The organism is Nocardioides cynanchi, assembly GCF_008761635.1.
Lineage (GTDB): Bacteria > Actinomycetota > Actinomycetes > Propionibacteriales > Nocardioidaceae > Nocardioides > Nocardioides cynanchi.
The window spans coordinates 3,069,448-3,094,304 of record NZ_CP044344.1 but is presented as its reverse complement, the minus strand read 5'-3'; the positions used below and the strand labels follow the sequence as shown (position 1 = coordinate 3,094,304).

Genomic DNA, 24,857 nt, shown 5'->3' with positions numbered 1-24,857 from the left:
TCGCTCGCAGCCACCCCGCAAACGCAGAGACTAGGAGAGCCGCTCGAAGACCAACGTTGCCTGAATCCGGTCACCGCCACCCAGGCCCTTGCTGCCCGAGGACGCAGTGGTGATGGTGTGTAGCCGGCAGCCGAGTGCGGCTTGGGCGTTGATCGCCTTCTCCAGCTCCGTTAGGTTTCCTGACCCGGTCCCTAAGAACTTCTCCTTCAAGATCACCTGGAGGACGACGTAGGTCGCGCTCTGCGCCGGACGCGGTTGGGAGCTGGCGACGAACCCGGCATCGACCTGCTGAACCACTCCGGCCGAGCCACCACCGGAGTCAGGTTGCGGCTGCTGAACATCATCGGTCCACCTCCCACCATCCCACCAGCGCTTCTTGCCAGCTCCATCGTCGTACCAGCCTGCTTGAGCGGTGCTCACATTTCCCTCGTCTCTGAAACTTCGAACGCTGGCTCGGCACACTACGCGCCGGCGGTCCGAGGATGAGCAGAATGCGAAAGGCAACGCTCGCTGGACGTTGGGCGGCGGAGGGTGGGAGCACTGGTCGCATGCAGTGATCACCCGACTCGCGGCAGGTGAGTGCGTTTCAGGGTGCTCGGGTGTCCGAATCACCCCGTGTCATCCTGACGCGCACGAGATTGCGAAACGTTCGCTCCGATGACGTGGACGCTTACGTCCGCATGCGGTGCGCTCCGGTCATGGGGGCCAGAAATGTGGTTGCATTCGAACACTTGTTCGATTAGACTCGCGGCATGAACTCGGGGCTCGCGGTCACCTCACCTACCGCGGAGCTCCATGCCTGCCTCGACAGACTCGCCACCATCGAGCCGAGCCGACTCGGCGATGAAGAGCAGGCACGCTTGCTGCTCGAGCTCAGCCGGGCCGAGTCGCGGCTGGCCGGGCTCAGGCTTGCCCTGCTCGCGGTCGCGGAGAAGGCGCAGACCGCCAGGCGGGCCGGCGCGGCCAGCACCGGTCAGTGGGCGGCCAGGCTCGTGCATGCCGACGGCGGCGACACCCAGCGACAGGTCGGTCTGGCCACCGGTCTCGACGGGCACGCGCCCACCCGGCGAGCTCTCTCCGAGGGCAAGATCTCACCGGCCCACGCCGAGGTGATCGTCCGCGCCGACCGGCAGCTGCCGGCGACGGTCTCGCCGGAGCAGCGCAGCGCGGTCGAGCGCTCGCTCCTGACCCGGGCCGAGACGCTGTCCCCCAGCTCGCTGCGCCGGGTCGCACGGCGGGCCCTGTCCGCGATCGAGCCCGACCGCGCGGTCGTCGATGCCCACGAGGACGCGATCCTGCGCGACGAGGAGGCCGAAGCCCGGGCCCGCACCCGCCTGTCGCTGCACGACGACCACGATGGCACGGTGTCGGGTCGCTTCACCGTCCCGACGCTACAGGGCCACCTGCTGCGCAAGATCCTGGAGACCGTGACCGCGCCACGCCGTGGTCGACTCGGCTCCTTGCTGGCTCAGTCTGGTGCGGCTCATGGAGTCCACACGGACTGGGACCATGCCCGCGGTACGGCGTTCTGCGAGCTGCTCGAGCACCTGCCCACCGACCACCTGCACCCCCGTACCGCGGCGACGGTGGTGGTGACCCTCGACGACGCCACCCTCCGCGGCGCCGTCGCCGCGGCCGGGCTCGACACCGGCGACAGCATCTCCTCCGGCGAGGCCCGGCGCCTGGCCTGTAACGCGGGCGTGATGCCTGCGGTGCTCGGTGGCCGGTCCGAGGTGCTCGACCTGGGCCGGCTCAAGCGGCTCTTCTCCCCGTCCCAGCGCATCGCGCTCGGCCTGCGGTTCAAGACCTGCGCGGCCGACGGGTGCGAGCGACCGTTCGCCTGGTGCGAGCTCCACCACCGACGACCATGGAGTAGGCAGGGGCCGACCGATCTGGCTGACGCGGTGCCGCTGTGCCACTTCCACCACCAGCGCATCCACGACACCGGCTTCGTCCATGCGTCACTGCCCGACGGCAGCGTCCGGTTCTCGCGGCGGAGGTGAGGTCAGGCCGGGAAGCCCTCACCCGTCGCCGCCAGGTCGCGCAGGTAGGCCGTCGGCCGGAACCGGTCGCCGTACGACGCGGCCAGCTCGTCGGCCCGGTCGAGGAACGCCGCCAGCCCGATCCGGCCGTCGGCCGCCTCGTAGCCGGTCATGAACTGGGCGGCGCCGCCGGTGTTGGCCGGGAAGCCGATCCCCATGATCGAGCCGATGTTCGCCGCCGCGGACGACTCGATGACGCCCTCCTCGAAGCACTTCGCGGTCTCGAGGGCCTCGGCGAAGAGCATCCGGTCCTTCACGTCGGCGAACGGCGGCTGCTCGGCCGCGGGCGGGAACGCCTCGGCCAGACCCGGCCAGAGGCCCTGCCGCCGGCCGTCGACATACTCGTAGAAGCCGGCGCCCTTGAGCCGCGACGGGCGGCCCAGCTCGATCATCTTCGCGACCACCGCGCCGCCGGGGTGCTCGACGTACGACGTGCCCTCGCGCTCGGCCGCGTCCTGGGCCGCCTTCGCGATCTTGACCATCAACTCCATGTTCAGCTCGTCCGAGAGCTGGAGAGTGCCGACCGGGTAGCCGGCCTGGGTGGCGGCCCGCTCCAGCGACATCGGGTGCACGCCCTCGGCGAGCATCGCGAGCCCCTCGTTGACCATCGTGCCGATCACCCGCGAGGTGTAGAAGCCGCGGCTGTCGTTGACCACGATCGGGGTCTTGCGGATCTGGAGCACCACGTCGTAGGCCTTGGCCAGCGCCTCGTCGGAGGTCTGCTCACCGCGGATGATCTCGACCAGCGGCATCTTGTCGACCGGCGAGAAGAAGTGCAGGCCGATGAAGTCCGCGGGGCGGTCGACTCCGGTCGCGAGCTCGGTGATCGGCAGGGTGGAGGTGTTGGAGCACAGCAGCGCGTCGGGGTTCACGTGGTCGGCGATCTCGGCGAAGACCTGGTGCTTGAGGCTCGGGTCCTCGAAGACCGCCTCGATCACCAGGTCGCAGCCGGCCAGGTCGGCCGGGTCGGCGGTGGTGGTGATCCGGGCCAGCATCTCCTCGGAGTTCTCCGCGGTCAGCTTGCCGCGCTCGATGCCCTTGGCGTTGAGCTTCTCGCTGTAGGCCTTGCCCCGGGCGGCCGCCTCGGCGGTGACGTCCTTGAGCACGACCTGCATGCCGGCGCGGGCACACGAGTAGGCGATGCCGGCGCCCATCATCCCGGCGCCCAGCACGGCGACCTTGGTGGCCGAGAACTTCTCGACACCCTCCGGGCGGAACTTCCCGGCGTTGATCGCCTGCAGGTCGAAGAAGAAGGCCTGCGTCATGTTCTTGAAGTTCTGGCCGACGATCAGCCGGGTCAGGTAGCGGCTCTCGATCCGGCTGGCGGTGTCGACGTCCACACCGGCTCCCTCCACCGCCGCGGACAGGATCGCGCGCTGCGCGGGGTAGACCGCACCCTTGGTCTGCTTGCGGAGCAGGGCCGGGAACGCCGGCAGGAACGCCGCCAGCTTCGGCGACTGCGGCGTGCCACCGGGCATCCGGTAGTCCGGGCGGTCCCAGGGGTTGGTCGACGCCTCGGGGTTGGCCTTGATCCACGCCTTCGCAGTCGGGACCAGCTCCTCGCGAGTCGCGACCAGCTCGTCGACGAGGCCCTTGGCCAGCGCGTCGGCGGGCTTGAACCTGGTGCCTTGGAGCAGCACGTCCATCAGCCCCGACTGGAGGCCGAGCATCCGCACGACCCGGGTCACGCCGCCGCCCCCGGGCAGCAGGCCGAGGGTCGCCTCGGGCAGGCCGACCACGGCCGCGGAGTCGTCGACCAGGATCCGGTGCTGGCAGGCCAGGGCGATCTCGAAGCCACCACCCAGGGCGGCGCCGTTGATCGCCGCGACCACCGGCCGCGGGAGCTTCTCCAGCTTGCGGAGGTCGGCCTTGATCGCCTCGGCCCCGGCGAAGACCGACGCCGCGTCGTCCGGGGTCGCGGCCATCATCAGCTTCAGGTTGCCTCCGGCGAAGAAGGTCTTCTTGGCGCTGGCCACGACCACCCCGGTGACGCTGTGCTCGTCGGCCGCCAGCTCGTCGTACAACCGGGCGACCGCGGCCTGCATGGAACGCTGGTAGAGCTCGTTCATCGTGTTGGCGCTGGCCGTCGGGTCGTCGAGGGTCAGGGTGACGATCCCGTCGGCGTCGCGCTCGTAGCGCACGGCAGTCTCCTCGCTGGTCGAGGTTGTCGAGACCGTGTCGGTCATGTGATCAGTCCTTCTGTGGATGTCTGTGGGCGGTTGGTGCGGGAGTCACCGGGTCTCGACACGCGGGTCACGGCATCGCGGGCTCAGCCGTGCCGCTCGCTCGACCACCATCAGGTCGCCTGACCTCGTTCCTCGGTCAGACGACCTCGACGATGGTGGCGATGCCCATGCCACCGCCGATGCAGAGGGTGGCCAGGCCGCGACGCAGGTCGCGGCGGTGGAGCTCGTCGACCAGGGTGCCGAGGAGCATCGCCCCGGTCGCGCCGAGCGGGTGGCCCATCGCGATCGCGCCGCCGTTGACGTTGGTGACCTCGGAGGTGATCCCCATGTCCTTGATGAAGCGCATGGCGACCGCGGCGAAGGCCTCGTTCATCTCCCACAGGTCGATGTCGCCGACCTCGAGGCCGGCCTTGGCCAGCGCCTTGCGCGCGGCCGGCGCGGGGCCGGTCAGCATGATCGTCGGGTCGGCTCCCGAGACCGCCGTCATCACGATCCGAGCCCGGGGCGTGAGGCCCAGCTCCTGCCCGATCTGCTCGGTGCCGATCGCGACCAGCGCGGCGCCGTCGACGATCCCGGAGGAGTTGCCGGCGTGGTGGACGTGGTCGATCCGCTCGACCCAGTGGTACTTCTCCAGCGCCACGTCGTCGAAGCCGGCGTCGCGGCCCATGCCCTCGAAGCTCGGCTTGAGCCCGGCCAGGCCCTCGACGGAGGTGTCCGGCCGGATCAGCTCGTCGTGGTCGAACACGGTCACGCCGTTGACGTCCTTGACGGGGACGACGGCCTCGCTGAAGTAGCCGTTCGCCCAGGCCTTGGCCGCCCGGTGGTGCGACTCGGCGGCGTAGGCGTCGACGTCCTGGCGGTTCCAGCCCTCGAGGGTCGCGATCAGGTCCGCGCCGATGCCCTGCGGCACGAAGCCGGTGGTCAGCGCGGTGGCCGGGTCCATCGCCCAGGCGCCGCCGTCGGAGCCCATCGGGACCCGGCTCATCGACTCGACGCCGCCGGCCAGGATCAGGTCCTCGAAGCCGCTGCGCACGCGGGCGGCGGCCTGGTTGACGGCCTCGAGACCGGAGGCGCAGAAGCGGTTGAGCTGGACGCCGGCCACGGTCTCGGGGTAGCCGGCCGCGAGCGCGGCGGTCTTGGCGATGTCACCGCCCTGCTCGCCGATCGGCGAGACCACGCCGAGGACCACGTCGTCGACGCGGTTCACGTCGAGCGACGGGTTGCGAACCTGGATCTCGTCGAGCAGGCCGACGATCAGGTCGACCGGCTTGACCTCGTGCAGCCCGCCGACCGCCTTGCCCTTGCCGCGCGGCGTACGGAGGTGGTCGTAGACGAATGCCTGCTGGGGTCCTGGAGCCATGCCTCCGATTGTGACACTCTTACTGTCATGGTCGTCAAGGAGGACGGCGGGGATGTGGGACCCGTCACGCTGCTCACCCTCGAGACGCTGACCGAGCGCGTGGGCATGAGTGTGCGCAACATCCGCTTCTACACGAGCAAGGGTCTGGTCCCCCCGCCGCTGCGGCGCGGCCGCAGCGGCTACTACACCTCCGACCACGTGGCCCGGCTCCAGCTGGTGCAGGAGCTCCAGGGGCACGGCTTCACGCTGTCGGCGATCGAGAAGTACGTCGCCGGGATCCCCGCCGACGCCAGCCCGGAGGACATCGCGCTGCACCGGACGATGCTCGCGCCGTGGATGGCCGACTCGCGTGAGGAGCTCTCCCACGCCGAGATCGAGCGACGGGCCGGGCGTGACGTCAGCACCGACGACCTGGAGACCCTGCAGGCGCTGGGCGTGCTGGAGCCGTGCGGTGGCGGTCGCTACCAGGTCTCGATCTCCCAGCTCGGCGTCGGGCTCGGCCTGCTCGACCTCGGCTACCCGATCGAGGCCGCGCGGGCGGCGCACGAGGTCTACACCGCCCACGGCCGGGCCATCGCCGAGGAGCTCTACGAGCTGTTCCGGACCGAGGTGTGGCCGGTCTACAAGGAGCAGGGCGTCTCACCCGAGCGGATCCAGGAGGTCGTCGAGCGGCTCAAGCCGCTGTCCATCAACTCCCTGGTCCGGGCCTACGAGGCGGGCATGGACGAGACCCGCCGGGCCAACATCGCCCGAAGGACGCGCTGAGCGATCCCTGACCTAGGGTGAGGCACATGGCAGCCGACAGCAGGATCCTGGTGACCGGCGCGACCGGGTTCATCGGTCGACGGCTCACTCGGGCCCTGGTCGACCAGGGGTACGACGTCCGCGCGATGACGCGGCGCCCCGAGGGGTACGACGGCCCGGGAACGCCGGTCGGGGCCGACGTCCACCAGCCCGAGACGCTGCCCGATGCGGTGAAGGGCATCGACGTCGCGTTCTACCTCGTCCACTCGCTCGACGACAACGACTTCGAGAAGACCGACGCGGCCGCCGCGCGTGCGTTCGGCAGCGCGGCGGCCGAGGCCGGCGTGCGGCAGATCATCTACATGGGCGGCCTCGGCGCCGACGACGAGAAGCTCTCGCCGCACCTGCGCTCGCGCCGCGAGGTGGAGTCCCTCCTGGGCGAGGCCGGGGTCCCGGTGACGGTGCTGCGGGCCGCGATCGTGGTCGGCGCGGGTGGGGTGTCGTGGGAGCTGACCCGCCAGCTGGTGAAGAACCTCCCGGCGATGGTGGTCCCGAAGTGGGTCGACACCATGACCCAGCCGGTCGCGCTCGACGACGTGGTCCGCTACCTGGTCGGCGTCGTGGACCAGCCCGAGGCCATGGGTCGGGTCTTCGAGATCGGTGGCCCCGAGCAGCTCACCTACCAGCAGATGCTGCAGGTGGCCGCGGAGCTGGCCAACGGCCGCCGGGTGCGGATCCTCCGCGTGCCGGTGCTCACGCCGCGTCTCTCGTCGTACTGGCTGGCGCTGGTCACCGACATCGACGTCACCACCGGCCGCAACCTGATCGACTCGATGGTCACCGAGGTGATCGTCACCGACAACTCGATCCGCGACATCGTCCCGGGTGAGCCGATCCCCTACGCCGAGGCCGTCCGGCGGGCGCTCGCCGTCGACCCGGTCTGAGGGGTTCGGGCCACCAGCTGCCAGAAGGCACCGGTCCTCCAGAAGGGCTCCTGGTCGCACAGCGCCAGCTCCAGCCTCTCCAGGTCCGCGTAGAACGCGGGGTCGAGCTTCTGGTCGTCGTCGGTCAGCAGGTCGTTGGCGATCCGGCCGCCGTACCTCCCCACGACCGGGCAGCCCAAGGACGACAGCTGCTCCTCGACGGCCGCGAACGACAGCTTGCGGACGTCGCGGTCGAACGTCACGGTGTGCACCGTGTCGCGGCCCAGCTCGGCGAGCGCTGCCGCGGGACCGTCCCGCAGGAGGCGGGTGACCACCGCACTCGCGGGGTTCGGGGCGATCACCGAGAGCACGCCTCCCGGTCGGGTGACGGCCACCAGTCGGGCGAGGTCCTCGGCGAGGTCGTCGCGGTACTGCAGCACGAAGTGGCACAGGACCACGTCGAAGGGCTCCAGCTCGGGGAGCAGCTCGATCCCGCCCTCCAGGAGCCGCACTCGTACGCCGGCGGCCGCGGCCCGGTCGCGCGCGCTCGACAGCATCTGCTGCGACGGGTCCAGCACCGTCACGTCGTGACCCGACGCCGCGAGCGGCAAGGAGTCCAGAGCGTCGCCACCCCCGACGTCCAGGATCCGGGCAGGCCCGGGCCCGAGCCCGGCCAGCGTCGCGGCGAGGGTCTTGCGGACGACGGCATAGCGGATCCGGGCCCAGGGCGTGGCGGTGTAGTCCGCCCAGGCGCGCTGGTTTTCGTCGAAGGCGGCTGCGGAGGACACCACCTCACGATGGCACACGGCTCGGGTCCTGCTCAGAAGAGGGCGGGCAGCACGAAGAGCATCGAGACCGACCACAGCACATGGGTGATGATCGGGGCCTGGATGCCGCCCGTCGCACGGCGCTCGAGCCCGACCAGCAGCCCCAGCAGCATCGCGGCGAACGCCAGCATCACGTTGCCGGTGGCCAGGGTGGCGGCAGTGTAGGCGACGGTCGTGACGATCACCGGGTGGCGCGGGGTGGCGGCGTAGAGCGCGCCCCGGAAGAACAGCTCCTCGGCGATCCCGTTCAGCGCGGTGATCACGATCAGCAGCGGGGCCGACCCGTGCTGGGCGTGGTCGAGCACGTGGCGGACCTGGGCGTCGAGCCAGGGGATCTGGCGGACCACGAGGCCGCCGACCACGAACAGCCCCGCCAGCAGGGCGCCGTACACCACTGGCATCGCGACCGGCCTCGGCCCGGCCTCCTCGCCGCGCAGGGTGCGGCCGAGGTGGAGCGGGCCGGAGGTGAAGGCACCGACCGTCCAGACCGCGGCCAGGCCGAGGGTGGCGGGGTAGAACAGGTCGCTGCCGGGCTTGATCCGGAGCGACAGCGCCAGGAGCACGGCTCCGAGGACCACGAACCCGGCGGTGACCAGCTGGCGGCGCCGCAGGTTGCGGTCCGACTCCCGGTGGTCGCGCGGGACCTTCTCCCACAGGGTCTGGCGCACAGCTCGCCGTACGCCGTCGATCACCCGGTCCACCCTATGTGCGAGAGGGGTCCCGGCCTGACGCCGGGACCCCTCTCGTCGCTGTGCGTGGAGACGCGGCTCAGTGGCCGGTGATGGCGTCCTTGGCGTCGCTGGCGGCGTCCTTGACGTGCTCGCCGGCCTTCTTGACCTTGGCCTCGCCCTGGTCCGCCTTGCCTTCGTTCTCCATGCTCTCGTTGCCCGTGACCTTGCCCGCGGACTCCTTGGCCTTGCCCTTGAGATCGGTGGCTTCGTTGCCGGCCTTGTCGTCGAGACCCATGTGGGTTCACATCCCTTCTTGCGGCTGCCCCCCATGAGCGCAGCCTCCTGACCGCCCCGTACCCCCGCCGTGGTGGTCGATGCACGAGGACCCGGTCACCGGAAGGCGAGCACCCCGTCGTCGAGGCCGGCGTGCCGGATCGTGCGGCGGTCGTGCAGGTAGCTCTGCCGCAGCCGCCAGGGCTCGCGGTCACCCTGGCGCGGGAGCTGGTCGAGGGCGCGCAGCACGTAGCCCGAGGTGAAGTCCATGAACGGCAGCGGCGTGACCGACGGGTCGCGCACGGCGACGACGCTGCGGTAGCCGTGCTCGGACAGGTGGGCCAGCAGCCGGCAGCAGAACTCCGCCACCAGGTCGACCTTGAGGGTCCACGACGCGTTGGTGTAGCCGACGGTGAAGACGAAGTTCGGGACCCCGGTCAGCATCAGGGCGCGGTAGGTCATCTCCGCCGACGGGTCGACGGGGGCACCGTCGACCTCGAGCGCGATGTCGCCGAACGGCGAGAGCCGCAGCCCGGTAGCGGTGACGATCAGGTCCGCGTCGAGGTGCCGGCCACCGGTCAGCACGACCCCGGACTCGTCGAACCGCTCGATGGTCGAGGTGACGACCTCAGCGGTGCCGCGCCGTACCGCCTTGAAGAGGTCGCCGTCCGGGACGAAGCACATCCGCTGGTCCCACGGGTCGTAGGCCGGCGTGAAGTGGGTGTCGACGTCGTACCCCTCAGGGAGCTGGGCGAGGTTCTGCTTGCGGACCAGCCGCCTCACCAGCGCCGGCCGGGCCCGCGACAGCCGGTAGAACGCCGCGGTGGTGGTGATGTTCTTCCAGCGGACCACCCGGTGGGCGAGCCGGTCGGGCAGCCAGCGCCGGATCCGCAGGGCGACCGGGTCGCGGCGGGCCAGACTCATCACGTACGACGGTGAGCGCTGGAGCATGGTCACGTGGGCCGCGTCGCGGGCCAGGGTCGGCACCAGGGTCACCGCCGTCGCCCCGCTGCCGATCACGACGACCCGCTTGCCCTCCCACTCGAGGTCGTCGGGCCAGTGCTGCGGGTGCACGATCGGGCCGGCGAAGTCCGCGGCGCCGGCGAACTCCGGCTCGTGGCCGCGCTCGTAGTCGTAGTAGCCGCGGCAGCTCCACAGGAAGCCGGCGGTGAAGGTGACGGTCGCGCCGTCGCGCTCGGCCTCGACCGTCCAGCGGGCGTCCTGGCTGCTCCACGACGCCCGGACCACCCGGTGGTCGTAGCGGATGTGCCGCTCGACGTCGTACTCGCGTGCGGTCTCGCGGACGTAGTCGAGGATCCGCGGCCCGGGCGCCAGCGACTCCTGGTCGAGCCAGGGCTTGAAGCGGTAGCCCATCGTGTACATGTCGGAGTCCGAGCGGATGCCGGGGTAGCGGAACAGGTCCCAGGTGCCGCCGCTGACCGCCCGCGCCTCCAGCACGGCGTACGACGTGCCGGGCAGCTCGCGGGTCAGGTGCGCCGCCGCACCGATGCCGGACAGGCCGGCGCCGATGATCAGGACGTCGACGTGGCTCACACCTGGACCGCCGCACCCGAGCTCAGCAGCGTCTCCACGTCGGCGACCCCCCATGCGGTGAGGGCCTCCCGGGTGTCCTGCCCGGCCCGGGCGGGAGGTGGGGTGGTGAGCGTGGCACCGGTGCGGGAGAAGCGCGGCGCCGGCGCCGGCTGGGTGATGCCGTCACGGTCGACGAAGGTGCCGCGAGCAGCCAGGTGCGGATGGGTGAACGCCTCACTGAGCGGGACGACGGGCGCCACGCAGGCGTCGCTGCCGTCGAAGACCTCGACCCACTCGGCCTGGGTGCGCGCGGCGACGGCCTCGGTGAGCACGCGGCGCAGGGCGTCGTGCTGGGCGGGGTCGTTGCGGTCGGGCACGGTCTCGGAGATGCCGAGCAGGCGCACCAGCTCGTCGTAGAACTTCGGTTCGAGCGCCCCGATCGCCAGGTGCCGGCCGTCCGCGGTCTCGTAGACGTCGTAGAACGGCGCGCCGCCGTCCAGCAGGTTGGCCGCGCGCTCCTCGCGGTAGAGCCCGCTCGCCAGGAAGCCGGTCGCCATGGAGTTCAGGTGGGCGGTGCCGTCGACGATCGCCGCGTCGACGACCTGGCCCTGGCCGGACACCCGGGCCTCGAGCAGGGCGGCGAGGATGCCGATCACGAGGTACGTCGACCCGCCACCGAAGTCGCCGACCAGGTTGCCCGGGAAGTGGGGTCGCGCCTTGTCCTGGCCCATCGCGTGCAGGGCGCCGGTGATCGCGACGTAGCCGAGGTCGTGGCCGGCGGTGGTGGCGAGTGGCCCGTCCTGGCCCCAGCCGGTCATCCGGCCGTAGACCAGGCGCGGGTTGCGGGACAGACAGGCGGCCGGGCCGAGGCCGAGCCGCTCCGTCGTACCCGGTCGCAGGCCCTCCACCAGCACGTCGGCCCCGGCGACGAGGTCGAGCACGGTGGCGATCGCGTCGGGGTGCTTGAGGTCCAGCGCGATGCTGGGACGACCGCGGTTGAGCAGGTCCGTCGGGCCGCCGGTCAGCGGTTGTCCGCCCGGCCGGTCGACCCGGATCACGTCCGCGCCGAGGTCGGCCAGGATCATGCAGGCGTGCGGCCCGGGCCCGATGCCGGCGAGCTCGACGACCTTCACCCCGCGCAGCGGGCCGGTCCCCCGGCCGAGCTCGAGCGTCATACCGCCGATCCTCTCAGCCGGACCGCTACCCCAGGACGCGGGCCAGGAACTGGCGGGTGCGGTCCTCGCGGGGGTGGTGGAAGATCTCCGACGGCGGGCCCTGCTCGAGGATCCGCCCCTGGTCGAGGAAGCAGACCGTGGTCGCGATGTCGCGGGCGAAGCTCATCTCGTGGGTGGCCAGGATCATCGTGGTGCCCTGCTCGGCCAGGTCGCGGACGATGGTCAGCACGTCGCCGACCAGCTCGGGGTCGAGCGCGGCCGTGATCTCGTCGAGGAGCAGCAGGGTGGGCTGGGTGCACAGCGCCCGGACCAGCGCGGCCCGCTGCTGCTGGCCGCCGGACATCCGGTCGGGGTGCTTGTCGGCCTGGTCGGCGAGGCCGAACTGCTCGAGGAGGCGGCGAGCGCGTTCCTCCGCCTCCTTCCTGGGTACGCCGTGCACGCGCCGCGGCGCGAGGGTGCAGTTGTCGAGCACGGTCAGGTGCGGGAAGAGGTTGTAGGACTGGAAGACCATCCCCATCCGGCTGCGCACCTCCCGCCGGTCGATCCGCGGGTCGGAGATCTCTCGGCCCTCGAACGAGATCACCCCGTCGTCGATGTCCTCGAGCAGGTTGAGACAGCGCAGCAGCGTGGACTTGCCGGAGCCCGACGAGCCGATCAGGCAGACCACGTCGTGGGGCTGCAGCGTCAGCGAGACGTCGGCGAGCACCACCTTGTCGCCGTAGGTCTTGCGGACGTCGGTGACCTCGAGCAGGGCGCTCACCGAACGCCCGCGAACTGCCGGCGCATCGCCCGCCGGCCGATCCAGTCGGTGAACCGGGTCAACGGGACCGTGAGGCACAAGAACAGCACGCCGACGACGGTGATCGGTGTGTAGTTGAAGTTGTAGGCCCCGTAGTCCTGCGCTGCGAACAGGCCCTCGAAGACGAAGATGCCGCCCAGCAGCGCGGTGTCCTTCTGCAGCGAGATGAAGTCGTTGAGCAGGGGTGGCATGACCCGCCGGGTCGCCTGCGGCAGCACCACGTGGCGCATGGCCTGCCCCCGGCTCAGTCCGAGGGTGTCGGCGCTGGCCACCTGCGACGGGTGGATGGACTCGATGCCGGCCCGGAACACCTCCGCCACGTAGGCGCCGTAGCAGAGGACCAGGGCCGTGAGCCCCAGCCAGAAGGTGTTGGTGGTGACGCCCTGGAGCCCCAGTCCGGGGATCGCGAGGCCGAAGACGATCACCACGAGGTAGGTCGGCAGCCCCCGGAACACGTCGGTATAGACCACGGCGATGACCCGGAGGGGGAACATCGTCGCGGAGGTGGTGCCCCGGGTGACGGCCACCAGCACCCCGATCAGCAGGATGAACGGCTCGGCGATCAGGAACCCGGTCACGTTGTACTTCAGGAAGCCCTTGATCACCGCGGGGAAGGACGCCTTGGCGTCGTGCCAGCTCAGGAAGCCCGACCGCACCGTGGGCCAGCCCGGCGAGAGCAGGAGACCGGCCAGCAGGCCGCCGATCACGACGACGGCCGCGACCGTGGCGACCAGCAGGTCGCGACGAGAGCGCTGCCGACGAACGTCGCGCCGCTCGAGCTCGCGGGGGCTGGGGGTCCAGCCGGGTCCGGACGCGCTCACTTCAGGACGGGGACGTTGACCGTGTCACTCAGCCACTTCTTCTCGAACTGGGCCAGCGAGCCGTCGCTCTTGAGCGTCGCCAGCGCCTGGTTCACGCAGGGGACCAGGGGGTTGTGCTTCGCGAACAGCATCCCGAACTGCTCCGGGGCGCCCGCGCTCGGGAACTGGCCGACGATGGTGCCGTGGTCGATCTCGGCCGCCACCAGGTAGAACGCGGTCGGCAGGTCGGCCACGATCGCGTCCACCTGCCCGTTGGCGAGGGCGGTCTTGGCGTCGTTGGTGTTCTTGAAGACCACCGCGTCGCTGCTCGGCTGGATCTGGTCGCGGATCGCGGTCAGCGACGTCGTGCCGGTCTGGGCGCCGATCTTGTACTGCTTGAGGTCGGCCAGGCTGGTCGCGCTCGCCGCCGGGGAGCCCTTGACCGCGATGATCGCCTGGGCCGCCGAGTAGTAGCCGTCGGAGAAGTCGACCACCTTGGCCCGGGCCGGCGTGATCGAGATCTGGTTGATGTCGAAGTCGAAGTGCTTGGGGCCCGGGGCGTACGACGAGTTGAAGGGCACCTTGGTCCAGGTCACCGCGCTCGGGGCGAAGCCCAGCTGCTTGGCGACGGCGTAGGCGACGGCCGACTCGTAGCCCTGCCCGTTGGTCGGGTCGTTGTGCCGGAACCAGGGGTCGTATGCCGGGGAGTCGGTGCCGATGGTCAGCTTCCCGCTCGACATCGTGTGGCCCTGGGCACATTGGGCGGCGGTCTGGGAGCCGGTGGTCGGGGTCGTGTCGGTGGCCGTGGTCGAGCTTGCCTGCGGCGCGCACCCGAGCGCGAGGAGCATGAGCGGAGCGAGGACGGCAGCCTTACGTGGCGTGCGCATGCCGGGAATGGTACGGGAGTCCTGTCTCAGTGCTGACCGGCGTGCGCGTCGTGGAACCGGTGGACCACGGCGTGGCCCTTCCCGCGCGCCATCAGCCAGTGGTTCACCGGCACCGCGGCGACGAAGGCGACCGCCAGGGAGACCGCCAGCGACCACCAGAACAAGGTGGTGTCCAGCCCCGCCGCCATCGCGCCCGGGACCACCAGGATGAACAGGTTGTCCACGATCTCCATGGTCGCGATCGACACCGTGTCGCTGGCCAGGGCCGCCTGGGCAGCGGTGCGCCCGTCGGCACCGGCACGTCGTACGCCGGTGTAGGTCAGGAGGTAGCCGAAGAAGAAGGCCAGCGCGATCGAGAGCGCGATGCTGCCGGCGTTGCCCCAGCCCCACCAGGTGCTGAGCAGCATCCCCAGGATCTCGCCGATCGCACAGCCGGTCAGGCAGTGCCGGGTCGCCGTGATCGCCATCCGCCAGTTCGTGTCCATGTCGACACGGTACCCCCGGGGGGTATACAGGTGCAATAGGGATCACATGGCTCTGACGACCCGGTGGCCGCCGATCGACGGTTCAATGTCGCGGGTGACGACGTACCCGCACCTGCTCGAGCCGCTCACCCTCGGCGACCTCACGCTGCGCAACCGGGTGGTGATGGGGTCGATGCACACCGGGCTCGAGGACCGGGTCCGCGACCTGCCGGCCCTCGCGGCGTACGTCGCCGAGCGCGCACGCGGCGGCGTCGGCCTGATCGTCACCGGCGGCTACGCCCCCGACAAGCGCGGCTGGCTCAAGCCGTTCGCGTCGGAGATGACCACCCGGCTCCAGGCGATGCGGCACCGCGACGTCACCGGCGCGGTGCACGACGAGGGCGGCGCGATCGCGCTCCAGGTGCTGCACGCCGGCCGCTACGGCTACCACCCGTTCAGCGTCAGTGCGTCCGCGGCGAAGTCGCCGATCACGCCGTTCAAGCCGTCGGCCCTGAGCTCGAGCGGCGTGGACCGCACCGCGAGCCACTTCGCGCACGCGGCGGGCCTGGCCCGCAAGGCCGGGTACGACGCCGTCGAGATCATGGGCTCCGAGGGCTACCTGATCAACCAGATGCTCGCCGCCCGCACCAACGACCGCAGCGACGCCTGGGGCGGCAGCGCCGCGAAGCGGATGCGCTTCCCGGTCGAGGTGGTACGCCGCACCCGGGAGGCCGTGGGCGACGGCTTCCCGATCGTCTACCGGATCTCGCTGCTCGACCTGGTCGAGGGCGGCCAGACCTGGGACGAGGTGGTCGACCTGGCCCACGCGCTCGAGGAGGCCGGGGTCACCGCCTTCAACACCGGCATCGGCTGGCACGAGGCGCGGGTGCCCACGATCATCACCCAGGTGCCGCGCGGTGCCTGGCGCTCGGCGACCGCCCGGCTCAAGGCCGAGGTGGGCGTCCCGGTCTGCGCCTCCAACCGGATCAACACCCCCGACCTGGCCGAGGAGATCCTGGCCTCGGGCGAGGCCGACCTGGTCTCGATGGCGCGGCCGCTCCTGGCCGACCCCGCGTTCGTGGCGAAGGCCGCCGCCGGCCGCGCCGACGAGATCAACACCTGCATCGCCTGCAACCAGGCCTGCCTGGACCACGTCTTCGCCGACCGCAAGGCCTCGTGCCTGGTCAACCCGCGCGCCTGCCGGGAGACCGAGCTGGTGCTGCTGCCGATCGGTGGTCTCGACTCCGCTCGACCACCGACGGACTCCGCTCGACCACCGACGGACTCCGCTCGACCACCGAGGGACTCCGCTCGACCACCGAGGGACTCCGCTCAACCGGCGAGGGACTCCGCTCAACCGGCGAAGGAACCCCCTCGACCGACCGGAGGCCCCACCGTGGCCGTGGTCGGGGCCGGGCCGGCCGGGCTGGCGGCCGCCGTGAGCGCGGCCGAGCGTGGCTTCGCGGTGACGCTCTTCGAGCGGGCGCAGGAGATCGGCGGCCAGTTCCGGCTGGCCATGCAGATCCCCGGCAAGGAGGAGTTCGCCGAGACCCTGCGCTACTTCACCCGGCGGCTCGAGGTGCTGGGCGTCGAGGTCTGCCTGGGCACGACGCCCTCGGCCGCCGACCTCGCGTCGTACGACGAGGTGGTCGTGGCCACCGGGGTCACCCCACGGATCCCCGACCTCGCCGGAGTGGACCACCCGAGCGTGGTCACCTACGCCGACGTCCTGGCCGGTCGGGTGGTGCCCGGCCGACGGGTGGCGGTGGTCGGTGCCGGTGGCATCGGCGTCGACGTCAGCGTCTTCCTCACCCACGAGCCCGGCGAGGACCTCGACGCGTGGCTGGCCCACTGGGGGGTCGGCGACCCCGCCCTGCACCCCGGCGGGCTGACCGAGCCCAAGCCCCGCGCGGCGGTCCGCGAGGTGACGCTCGTGCAGCGCAAGACCACCCCGATCGGGATCGGCTTGGGCAAGACCAGCGGCTGGGCGCACCGCGCGGTGCTCAAGCAGTCGGGCGTGCGCCAGGTGAGCGGGGCGTCGTACGACCGGGTCGACGACCCCGGCCTGCACCTGACCGTCGACGGTGCCCCGCTCCTGCTCGAGGTGGACCACGTCGTGCTGTGCGCGGGACAGGAGCCGGTCCGGAGCCTGTACGACGAGCTGGTCGCGGTCGGCACCGAGGCTCACCTGATCGGCGGCGCCGACGTGGCCGCCGAGCTGGACGCCAAGCGCGCGATCGAGCAGGGCACGCGGGTGGCGGCGGCTCTCGCCGGCTGACGGGGAGCGGCCGGTCCTCCCTAGACTCGCGGCATGCGGATCACCGTCATCGGCTGCGGCTACCTCGGGGCGACCCACGCGGCGGCCATGGCCGAGCTGGGTCACGAGGTGCTCGGCATGGAGACCGACCCGGCCAAGCTCGCCTCGCTCACGGCCGGCGAGGTGCCGATGTTCGAGCCCGGGCTGGCTGACCTGCTCGGGCGGCACGTGGCCGGCGGCCGGCTGCGGTTCACCGACTCCTACGAGGAGGTGGCGGCGTTCGGCGAGCTGCACTTCGTCTGCGTGGGCACGCCCCAGCGACCCGAGAGCCTGGCCGCCGACGTCACCCAGGTCGAGACCGCGATCACCCGCCTGGCCCCCCACCTGACCCGTCCCACCGTCGTGATCGGCAAGTCGACGGTGCCGGTCGGCACCGCCGAGCGGATGGCCGGGCTGCTCACCGAGCTCTCGCCTGCGGGAGCGGACGCGCTGCTCGCGTGGAACCCCGAGTTCCTGCGCGAGGGCTACGCCGTCGAGGACTCGATGAGTCCGGACCGGATCGTGATCGGAGTCGCCGACGACCGCGCCGAGAAGGCCCTGCGCGACTTCTACGCCACCGTGATCGACGCCGGCACCCCGGTCGTGGTCACCGACTACGCCACCGCCGAGCTGGTCAAGGTGGCCGCCAACTCGTTCCTGGCCACCAAGATCTCGTTCATCAACGCGATGGCCGAGGTGTGCGAGGCGACCGGCGCCGACGTGGTGGACCTCGCCGACGCGATCGGGTACGACGCCCGGATCGGTCGGCGCTTCCTCCAGGCCGGCATCGGCTTCGGCGGCGGGTGCCTCCCCAAGGACATCCGGGCCTTCGTGCATCGCGCGGGGGAGCTCGGCGTCGAGGACGCGATGACCTTCTTGCGCCAGGTCGACGACATCAACCAGCGCCAGCGCGAACGCGTCGTCGGGATCGTGGCCGGGATGGTCGGCGAGCTCGCCGGAGCCCGGATCGGGGTGTGGGGGGCGGCCTTCAAGCCCGACAGCGACGACGTCCGCGACTCCCCTGCCCTCTGGATCGCCGGACAGCTCCACCTGCGCGGAGCCCGGGTCCGCATCTACGACCCGCGGGCCAACGGCACCGCCGCGGTCGCCTTCCCGACCCTGTCTTACGCCGACTCGGCGGTGGAGGCCTGCCGCGACGCCGACGTCGTCCTCCACCTGACCGAGTGGCCGGAGTTCCGCGAGGTCTCGCCCTCCGACCTCGCCGACGTGGTGGCCCGGCCGCAGCTCCTCGACGGGCGCAACGTCCTGGACCACGACGCGTGGCGCTCGGCCGGCTGGACCGTACGGGGGCTCGGCCGGCGCTGAGCCCGGAACCGGCCTCCCTAGACTGGTCGCCGTGCCCGACGAGATCCCGCTCCCGCCGCCGCGTCTGCGCATGGGCGGTGCCCACTTCGCCTCGGACGAGGACTTCGTCGCCGGCGGAGTGCGCGACGTCCGGCTGCTCGCCGAGGTCGCCGGGCTGCAGCGCGACTCGCGCCTCCTCGACTGGGGTTGTGGCGCGGGCCGGCTGGCGATCGGCGTCAAGCACGAGTGGGGCCACGTCGCCGACTACCACGGGGTCGACGTGCAGAAGAAGCTGGTCCGCTGGGCCCGGAACCACCTGGCCGACGACCACACCCGCTTCACCCTGGTCGACCAGCACAACGACCGCTACAACCCCGACGGCAAGACCAAGCGCCGGATCCCCGCCGACGACGGCAGCGTCGACGTCCTCTACTCCTACTCGGTCTTCTCCCACATGCTCACCGACGACGTCGCCGGCTACGCCCAGGTGATGGCACGCGTGCTCGCGCCGGAGGGCCGGATCTGGCTGACCTGCTTCGTGGAGGACGGCGTCCCCGACTGCGTGGAGAACCCCCAGGACTACCTCAAGCTCGACTGGCGCGGGCCGTTGCACTGCGTCCGCTTCGACCGGGAGTTCTTCGAGTCCCTGATGGCCGCGGCCGGCCTCCGCGTGGACCGGTTCGAGCACGGCCAGGAGACCGACGGGCAGTCGATGTACGTGCTCGCCCACGCCTGACCCGACCGCTCAGTTGTCGGGCGGCTGCACCTTGATCGTCTCGGCGTACCACTCGAAGGAGCGCTTGGGCGTCCGCTCGAGGGTCTCGTAGTCGACGTAGACCAGGCCGAAACGCTGGGAGTACCCCTCGGCCCACTCGAAGTTGTCCATCAGCGACCAGGTGTAGTAGCCGCGTACGTCGACCCCGGCCCGGACCGCGGTGGCCACGGCCCGCAGGTGGGCGTCGAGGTACTCGATCCGGGCCGCGTCGTCGACCACACCGTCCGCGTCCGGGGCGGTGCCGTAGGAGCAACCGGACTCGGTGATGATGATCGGCGGCAGGGCGGCCCGGTAGCGGGCGCGCAACGTGATCAGCCACTCCCGCAGGGCGTCCGGCACCACCGGCCAGTCGGAGTCGGTGGTCGGGTAGCCGACCAGCTCGCGCTCCTCGAACGGCATCGGCGCGTCCTCACGGGCCGCGGCGATCCGGATCGGGTTGTAGTAGTTGACGCCGTAGAAGTCGAGAGGCTGGCGAATCGTGGCCAGGTCGCCGGCGTGGACGACGTCCTCGAGTAGCGGGGCGAGGTCGCGCGGGTAGCGGCCGAAGAGCATCGGCTCGGAGAACATCCCGTTCCACATCGCGTCGAAGAGCTTGGAGGCGCCCACGTCGGCCTCGTCGTCGCTGGCCGGCCAGATCGGGGCGTGGTTGTTGGCGCAGCCGATGCTGCCGGCCCCGACCGCCCGCAACGCGATCGCCGCGCGGCCGTGCGCCAGCAGGAGGTGATGGGCGACCGGCAGCGCGTCGAAGAGCAGGGTGCGGCCCGGCGCATGCGTGCCGGTGCCGTAGCCCAGCATGGTCACGACGTTGGGCTCGTTGACCGGGACCCAGTGCTCGACCCGGTCCCAGAGCCGCTCGCCGACCAGCGCGGCGTACTCGGCGAACCGCTCGACGGTGTCGCGGTTCAGCCACCCACCCTCGTCCTCGAGTGCCTGGGGCAGGTCCCAGTGGTAGAGCGTGGCCATCGGCTGGATGCCCCGCTCGAGCAGGCCGTCGACGAGCCGCTCGTAGAAGTCCAGCCCGTCGGCGTTCACGTGACCGGAGCCGGTGGCCTGGATCCGCGGCCACGAGATCGAGAAGCGGTAGCCGCCGATCCCGAGCCGCTCCATCAGGTCGAGATCCTCGGTGAGGCGGTGGTAGTGGTCGCAGGCGACGTCGCCGGTGGACCCGTCCACGATCCGTCCGGGCTCGTGGCTGAAGGTGTCCCAGATGCTGGGCCCCTTGCCGTCCTCGGAGGCCGCCCCCTCGACCTGGTACGACGCGGTGCTGGCACCGAACCGGAAGCCCGGTGGAAGCAGAGGGTGACCCACGAGGATCATTGTGTCGGTGAGTGTCGTCGTTCGTCGGGGATTGGCCCGGTTCACGGCCCGTGAGGCCGGGCGGCAGACCCGCCACTCGTTCTCGTTCGGGCCGTTCTACGACCCCGAACGGGTCTCCTTCGGGCCGCTGGTCGCCCTCAACGACGACCTGCTCGGCCGCGACGCCGGCTACCCGGAGCACGAGCACTCCGACCTCGTGATCGTCACCTGGGTGGTGACCGGCTGCCTCGAGCACACCGACCCGCTCGGTACGACGCGCCAGCCCGCGGGCCAGGTCGCGGTCACCGCCACGGGGAGCGGCACCACCCACAGCGAGCGCGCGGCCGGTGAGGTCACCAGGTTCGTGCAGATGTGGCTGACCCCGGATGCCTCCGGAGGCGACCTCCGCCGCGAGGTGGGCACCCCCGACCTCAGCGCTCCCGGCTGGGTCCGGGTCGCCGGCGAGGGCGGCCTCGCACTCGGGATCGCCGGAGCCCGGCTCGACCTCGCGGACGTCGCCGCCGGCGAGACGATCGCGCTCCCGGACGCGGCGCGCGCCTACGTCTTCGTGGTCAGCGGCGCGCTGGTCCGCTCCAGCCTGGCCGAGCCCCTCGCGGCCGGCGACGCCTTCGAGCTCACCGAGCACGGTGGGCGCGGCCTCGGCGTCACGGCCGCGGTGCCGACCCAGCTGCTGGCCTGGTCCTTCGACGGCTGAACCGGTCCCTGGGCCGGCGTCAGCCGACCAGCACCCCCGGGTTGAGGATCCCCTCGGGGTCGAGCGACGCCTTGACGGCCCGCAGCACCGACACCCCGACCGGCCCGATCTCGGACTCCAGCCACGGCAGGTGATCGGTCCCGACCGCGTGGTGGTGGGTGATCGTCGCGCCGGTCGCGACGATCGCCTCCATCGCCGCGCGCTTGGCGGCGAGCCACTTCCCGAGCGGGTCGTCACCCTCGCTCGCGGCCACGGTGAAGTAGAGCGACGCCCCGGTCTCGTAGACGTGCGAGACGTGGCACAGCACCATCACCGGCTCGCCGAGGGCGGCGATCAGGGCGGCCGACACCGCGTCGTACACCTCACGCAGGTGCGACCAGAACGTCGCGGTCTCGAGCGTCTCCACCAGCACGCCGACGTCGAGCATCGAGTCACGCAGGTACGGCGCGTCGAAGCGGCCGGCGGCCCAGGCCCGGCCCGGCCCGTCGCCCGCGAGGGTGGCGCCGAGGTCGCTGAACAGTGCGGTCACGGCGGTACGACGGGCCGTGACGGCCTCGGGGGTCCCCTCGAAGCCGGTGATCATCAGGCTGCCGCCGGCGGCCGAGCCACCGATCGAGTCGGGGTCGGCCAGGTTGAGGGCGGTCTCGGTCTCGTCGGAGAGCCGGAGCACGGTCGGCAGCAGTTGCGCCTGTGCCAGCACCCGCATCGCTTCGACCCCGGCGTCGAACGACGGCCAGCGCCATGCCTCGTGCACCAGGATCTCGGGGCGGGGACGGACCCGGACGGTGACCGAGGTGATCACCCCGAACGCACCCTCGGAGCCCAGGAACAGCTGGCGCAGGTCGGGGCCGGCGGCGCTCGCCGGGGCGTGCCCGAGCGAGACCGGGCCCACGGGAGTCGCCACCGTCAGCCCGGTCACCAGGGAGTCGAAGCGGCCGTAGCCGGCCGACGACTGCCCGCTGGACCGGGTCGCGGCGAAGCCGCCGATCGTGGCGTACTCGAACGACTGCGGGTAGTGACCCAGGGTCAGGCCCTGCTCGCCCAGCAGGGCCTCGGCCTCGGGGCCGCGCAGCCCGGGCTCGAGCGTCGCGGTCATCGAGACCCGGTCGGTGGCCAGCAGCCGCTTCATCCGGACCAGGTCGAGGCTGACCACACCGGCGAACCCCTCGCGACGGGCGACCAGGCCGCCGGTGACCGACGTACCTCCACCGAACGGCACCACCGCCACCCGATGACGGGTCGCTACCTCGAGCACGGCCTGCACCTGCTGGGCGTCGGCCGGCCGGAGCACGGCGTCGGGGGCGTCGCCCAGGTCGCCCGCTCGGGCCCGCAGCAGGTCGGGGGTCGACTTGCCGCGGGTGCGCAGCCGGCGACTCCGGTCGTCGGTGAGCACCTGGTCGGCGTCGAGGACCTCGGCGAACGCCGCCAGCACCTCGGGCTCCAGCCGCACCGGGGGCAGGGACACCGGTGCGTCGTCGGCGACGGTGTGGTCACCGGTCGGGAACGCCAGCTCGACCAGCCCGCGGGCGGAGTCGGGCAGGGCGGTCGCGCGGGCCGGGTCGCCCCAGCGGGTGGGGTGCATCTCGAGGTCGCTCACGTGTTACAGTGTGACACATGACGTCACTTCGTCACAATGACGACGGGGGCCCGCAGTCGGCCTATCTCGACGCGGCCCGGGCCTGCATCCTCGACGTCGGCTGGCGGCGTACGACGCTCACCGAGGTCGCCCGCCGCGCGGGCGTGAGCCGGATGACCATCTACCGCGCCTGGCCCGACATGCCGACGGTGCTCGGCGACCTGATGACCCGCGAGTGGGGAGCCGTGGTGGCCCGCGCCGTGGCCGAGGCCGATGCGACCCGCACGACGGCGACGGCGGCGGACCGCCTCGTCGCCGAGGTGGTCGCGACCTGCCGGGCACTGCGCGACAACGAGCTGTTCGTGCGGATCGTGGAGCTCGACGCCGAGCTGCTGCTGCCCTACCTGCTGACCCGGCGGGGTCGCAGCCAGCAGGCGGTCGCCGACCTGGTCGCCGGCCGGATCCGCGAGGGCCAGGGCGACGGCAGCATCCGCGAGGGACGGCCCGACGCCATGGCCCGGGCCCTGCTGCTGGCCATGCACGGCTTCGTGCTGAGCCTGCACACCATGGTCGACGACGACGTCGAGGAGTCCGACCTGGACGAGGAGCTCGAGCAGCTCGTGCGCCGGGCGGTCACCCGATGAGCACGGCTCCGGTGCCGACCGGCCGGATCCGGCCCGGGCTGGTCGAGGCTCCCGAGGCGGTCGACGTCCTGGTCGTCGGCCTGGGTGTCACCGGCGCCGGCTGCGCCCTCGACGCCGTCTCACGCGGGCTGAGCGTGCTCGCCGTCGACGCCCACGACCTCGCCTTCGGTACGTCGCGCTGGTCGAGCAAGCTGGTCCACGGCGGCCTGCGCTACCTCGCCAACGGCCAGCTCGCCGTGGCCCACGAGAGCGCCGTCGAGCGCGGGATCCTGATGGAGGTCACCGCACCCCACCTGACCCACCCCCTCCCGATGCTGCTCCCGCTCGGCACCGGGACCGGGCGCACCCAGGGCACCCTGCTGCGCGCCGGGATCGGCGCCGGCGACCTCCTGCGCCTGGCGGCCGGCACCTCGCGCGGCACCCTGCCCCGCCCTCGTCACCTCTCGGCCACCGAGGCCCTCCATCTCGCACCGGTCCTGGCGGCCGAGGGCCTGCGCGGCGCCCTGCTGTCGTGGGACGGCCAGCTCGAGGACGACGCCCGGCTGGTGGCCACGATCGCGCGCACCGCAGCCGACCTGGGGGCGGACGTCCGCACCCACAGCCGGGTCGTCGGGCTCGACGGCCGGGGGGCACGGCTGCGCGACGAGGTGACCGGGCGGACGCACGAGGTCACCGCCCGAGCCGTGATCAACGCCGCCGGCGTGTGGGCCGGCGACCTCGTCGACGACATCCGGCTCCGCCCCAGCCGCGGCGCCCACCTGGTGCTGCGCGCCGAGACCCTCCCCGCCCTCCGGGTGGCCCTGACCTTGCCGGTCCCCGGTGAGCGCAACCGCTTCGTGATGGCGCTCCCGCAGCCCGACGGCCAGGTCTACCTCGGCCTGACCGACGAGCCGGTCGAGGGCGAGCGGCCCGACGTGCCCGAGCCCACCGACGACGAGATCGACTTCCTGCTCGACACCGTCTCCTCCGGCCTCGGCCACCGGCTGACCCGCTCCGACGTCGTCGGGGCGTTCGCCGGCCTGCGTCCGCTGCTCCAGGCCGAGGGCCGCACCGCCGACCTGTCCCGTCGCCACGCCGTCCTGACCTCGACCACCGGGGTGGTGACGGTGGTCGGCGGCAAGCTCACCACCTACCGCCGGATGGCCCAGGACGCCGTCGACGCCGCCGTGTCCCGGCCCGGACTGAGCGCGGCGCCGAGCCGCACCGCGACGCTGCCGCTGGCCGGCGCGGCCCCACGGCTGGAGCTGGCCCGGCTCGTCGCCGCCGGGCCGTCGCCACGCCTGGTCCGCAGGTACGGCGCCGACGCGGACCTCGTCCTCGCCGACGCCCGGGCGGTGACCGGGCTGGCCGACGACGAGCTGCTCGCCCCCGTGTCGCCCCGGGTTCCGGTCACCCTGGCCGAGCTGGTCTTCGGGGTCACGCACGAGGGCGCCCTCGACGTCGCCGACCTCCTCGACCGGCGTACCCGGGTCGGCTTGGTCGCCGAGGATCGGGAGGCCGCCGAGCCCCTCGCCCGCCGGGCTCTGGGCGTGGCGGCGGCTCGTTGTTGATCGCGGCTCGTTAAAT

The 24,857-nt window shown here is 72.0% G+C and carries 23 protein-coding genes; 9 read left to right on the top strand and 14 right to left on the bottom strand.

The window, feature by feature from the left end; translation table 11 throughout:
- Window positions 1–30: 30 nt before the first annotated feature.
- A complete protein-coding gene (locus tag E3N83_RS14900; protein ID WP_151083972.1) occupies window positions 31–420 on the bottom strand; it encodes a DUF2510 domain-containing protein in 390 nt (129 codons plus the stop codon).
- 332 nt (window positions 421–752) lie between these two features.
- Here E3N83_RS14900 and E3N83_RS14895 point away from each other — a divergent pair, with 332 nt between their 5' ends.
- A complete protein-coding gene (locus E3N83_RS14895) occupies window positions 753–2,003 on the top strand; it encodes an HNH endonuclease signature motif containing protein (RefSeq protein WP_151083971.1) in 1,251 nt (416 codons plus the stop codon).
- A gap of 2 nt (window positions 2,004–2,005) precedes the next feature.
- Here the strand turns inward: E3N83_RS14895 and E3N83_RS14890 are convergent, their stop codons facing one another.
- The gene (locus E3N83_RS14890) at window positions 2,006–4,228 is read right to left on the bottom strand and encodes a 3-hydroxyacyl-CoA dehydrogenase NAD-binding domain-containing protein (RefSeq protein WP_151083970.1); all 2,223 of its coding nucleotides are present in this window, start codon (window positions 4,226–4,228) and stop codon (window positions 2,006–2,008) included.
- Between the two features lie 136 nt (window positions 4,229–4,364).
- Entirely contained in the window at window positions 4,365–5,588 is a 1,224-nt protein-coding gene (locus tag E3N83_RS14885) for an acetyl-CoA C-acetyltransferase (protein WP_151083969.1), read from the bottom strand.
- A gap of 27 nt (window positions 5,589–5,615) precedes the next feature.
- On the opposite strand from E3N83_RS14885, the gene E3N83_RS14880 reads away from it, so the two are divergent.
- Both E3N83_RS14880 and E3N83_RS14875 read left to right on the top strand, forming a co-directional pair.
- Window positions 5,616–6,353, top strand: coding sequence for a MerR family transcriptional regulator (locus tag E3N83_RS14880; protein WP_151083968.1), 738 nt, complete (start codon window positions 5,616–5,618; stop codon window positions 6,351–6,353).
- Window positions 6,354–6,379: 26 nt separating this feature from the next.
- Window positions 6,380–7,276 carry an NAD(P)H-binding protein gene (locus E3N83_RS14875; RefSeq protein ID WP_151083967.1) on the top strand — a complete coding sequence of 299 codons (897 nt, stop codon included), beginning with the start codon at window positions 6,380–6,382 and terminating at the stop codon, window positions 7,274–7,276.
- Here the strand turns inward: E3N83_RS14875 and E3N83_RS14870 are convergent.
- The 9 genes from E3N83_RS14870 to E3N83_RS14830 form a co-directional block, all read right to left on the bottom strand.
- Complete coding sequence (locus E3N83_RS14870; RefSeq protein WP_191907821.1) at window positions 7,231–8,043, bottom strand: class I SAM-dependent methyltransferase; 813 nt, start codon at window positions 8,041–8,043, stop codon at window positions 7,231–7,233. The genes E3N83_RS14875 and E3N83_RS14870 overlap by 46 nt on opposite strands.
- Before the next feature lie 32 nt (window positions 8,044–8,075).
- Entirely contained in the window at window positions 8,076–8,774 is a 699-nt protein-coding gene (locus tag E3N83_RS14865; RefSeq protein WP_151083965.1) for a CPBP family intramembrane glutamic endopeptidase, read from the bottom strand.
- Window positions 8,775–8,850: 76 nt separating this feature from the next.
- Complete coding sequence (locus E3N83_RS14860; RefSeq protein ID WP_151083964.1) at window positions 8,851–9,048, bottom strand: CsbD family protein; 198 nt, start codon at window positions 9,046–9,048, stop codon at window positions 8,851–8,853.
- A 95-nt stretch (window positions 9,049–9,143) separates the two neighbouring features.
- On the bottom strand, window positions 9,144–10,580 hold the full coding sequence (locus E3N83_RS14855; RefSeq protein WP_238342928.1) for a flavin-containing monooxygenase: 1,437 nt from the start codon (window positions 10,578–10,580) through the stop codon (window positions 9,144–9,146).
- Window positions 10,577–11,734: a CaiB/BaiF CoA transferase family protein gene (locus tag E3N83_RS14850; protein ID WP_151083962.1), complete on the bottom strand. Its 1,158-nt coding sequence runs from the start codon at window positions 11,732–11,734 to the stop codon at window positions 10,577–10,579. The genes E3N83_RS14855 and E3N83_RS14850 overlap by 4 nt, the downstream gene beginning before the upstream one ends.
- A 25-nt stretch (window positions 11,735–11,759) precedes the next feature.
- Window positions 11,760–12,494, bottom strand: coding sequence for an amino acid ABC transporter ATP-binding protein (locus tag E3N83_RS14845; protein WP_151083961.1), 735 nt, complete (start codon window positions 12,492–12,494; stop codon window positions 11,760–11,762).
- Window positions 12,491–13,354: an amino acid ABC transporter permease gene (locus E3N83_RS14840; protein WP_151083960.1), complete on the bottom strand. Its 864-nt coding sequence runs from the start codon at window positions 13,352–13,354 to the stop codon at window positions 12,491–12,493. The genes E3N83_RS14845 and E3N83_RS14840 overlap by 4 nt, the downstream gene beginning before the upstream one ends.
- Window positions 13,351–14,220 carry an ABC transporter substrate-binding protein gene (locus E3N83_RS14835; RefSeq protein WP_151083959.1) on the bottom strand — a complete coding sequence of 290 codons (870 nt, stop codon included), beginning with the start codon at window positions 14,218–14,220 and terminating at the stop codon, window positions 13,351–13,353. Before E3N83_RS14835 ends, E3N83_RS14840 begins: the two co-directional genes overlap by 4 nt.
- Before the next feature lie 26 nt (window positions 14,221–14,246).
- Window positions 14,247–14,705, bottom strand: coding sequence for a DUF4396 domain-containing protein (locus E3N83_RS14830; protein WP_151083958.1), 459 nt, complete (start codon window positions 14,703–14,705; stop codon window positions 14,247–14,249).
- Between the two features lie 46 nt (window positions 14,706–14,751).
- On the opposite strand from E3N83_RS14830, the gene E3N83_RS20065 reads away from it, so the two are divergent.
- The 3 genes from E3N83_RS20065 to E3N83_RS14810 are packed head-to-tail and all read left to right on the top strand — an operon-like array spanning window position 14,752 to window position 19,021.
- The gene (locus tag E3N83_RS20065) at window positions 14,752–16,962 is read left to right on the top strand and encodes an NADPH-dependent 2,4-dienoyl-CoA reductase (protein WP_238342927.1); all 2,211 of its coding nucleotides are present in this window, start codon (window positions 14,752–14,754) and stop codon (window positions 16,960–16,962) included.
- 33 nt (window positions 16,963–16,995) lie between these two features.
- Window positions 16,996–18,306: a UDP-glucose dehydrogenase family protein gene (locus tag E3N83_RS14815; protein WP_151083957.1), complete on the top strand. Its 1,311-nt coding sequence runs from the start codon at window positions 16,996–16,998 to the stop codon at window positions 18,304–18,306.
- A gap of 31 nt (window positions 18,307–18,337) precedes the next feature.
- The gene (locus tag E3N83_RS14810) at window positions 18,338–19,021 is read left to right on the top strand and encodes a class I SAM-dependent methyltransferase (RefSeq protein WP_151083956.1); all 684 of its coding nucleotides are present in this window, start codon (window positions 18,338–18,340) and stop codon (window positions 19,019–19,021) included.
- Between the two features lie 9 nt (window positions 19,022–19,030).
- On the opposite strand, the gene E3N83_RS14805 is transcribed toward E3N83_RS14810, so the two are convergent.
- A complete protein-coding gene (locus E3N83_RS14805; RefSeq protein WP_151083955.1) occupies window positions 19,031–20,377 on the bottom strand; it encodes a GH1 family beta-glucosidase in 1,347 nt (448 codons plus the stop codon).
- Window positions 20,378–20,384: 7 nt separating this feature from the next.
- On the opposite strand from E3N83_RS14805, the gene E3N83_RS14800 reads away from it, so the two are divergent.
- Entirely contained in the window at window positions 20,385–21,071 is a 687-nt protein-coding gene (locus tag E3N83_RS14800; RefSeq protein ID WP_151083954.1) for a pirin family protein, read from the top strand.
- A 19-nt stretch (window positions 21,072–21,090) separates the two neighbouring features.
- Here the strand turns inward: E3N83_RS14800 and E3N83_RS14795 are convergent, their stop codons facing one another.
- Complete coding sequence (locus E3N83_RS14795; RefSeq protein WP_238342925.1) at window positions 21,091–22,668, bottom strand: FAD-binding oxidoreductase; 1,578 nt, start codon at window positions 22,666–22,668, stop codon at window positions 21,091–21,093.
- Between the two features lie 17 nt (window positions 22,669–22,685).
- On the opposite strand from E3N83_RS14795, the gene E3N83_RS14790 reads away from it, so the two are divergent.
- Entirely contained in the window at window positions 22,686–23,291 is a 606-nt protein-coding gene (locus E3N83_RS14790) for a TetR/AcrR family transcriptional regulator (protein ID WP_151083953.1), read from the top strand.
- Window positions 23,288–24,841: a glycerol-3-phosphate dehydrogenase/oxidase gene (locus tag E3N83_RS14785; RefSeq protein ID WP_151083952.1), complete on the top strand. Its 1,554-nt coding sequence runs from the start codon at window positions 23,288–23,290 to the stop codon at window positions 24,839–24,841. The genes E3N83_RS14790 and E3N83_RS14785 overlap by 4 nt, the downstream gene beginning before the upstream one ends.
- Window positions 24,842–24,857 lie beyond the last annotated feature (16 nt).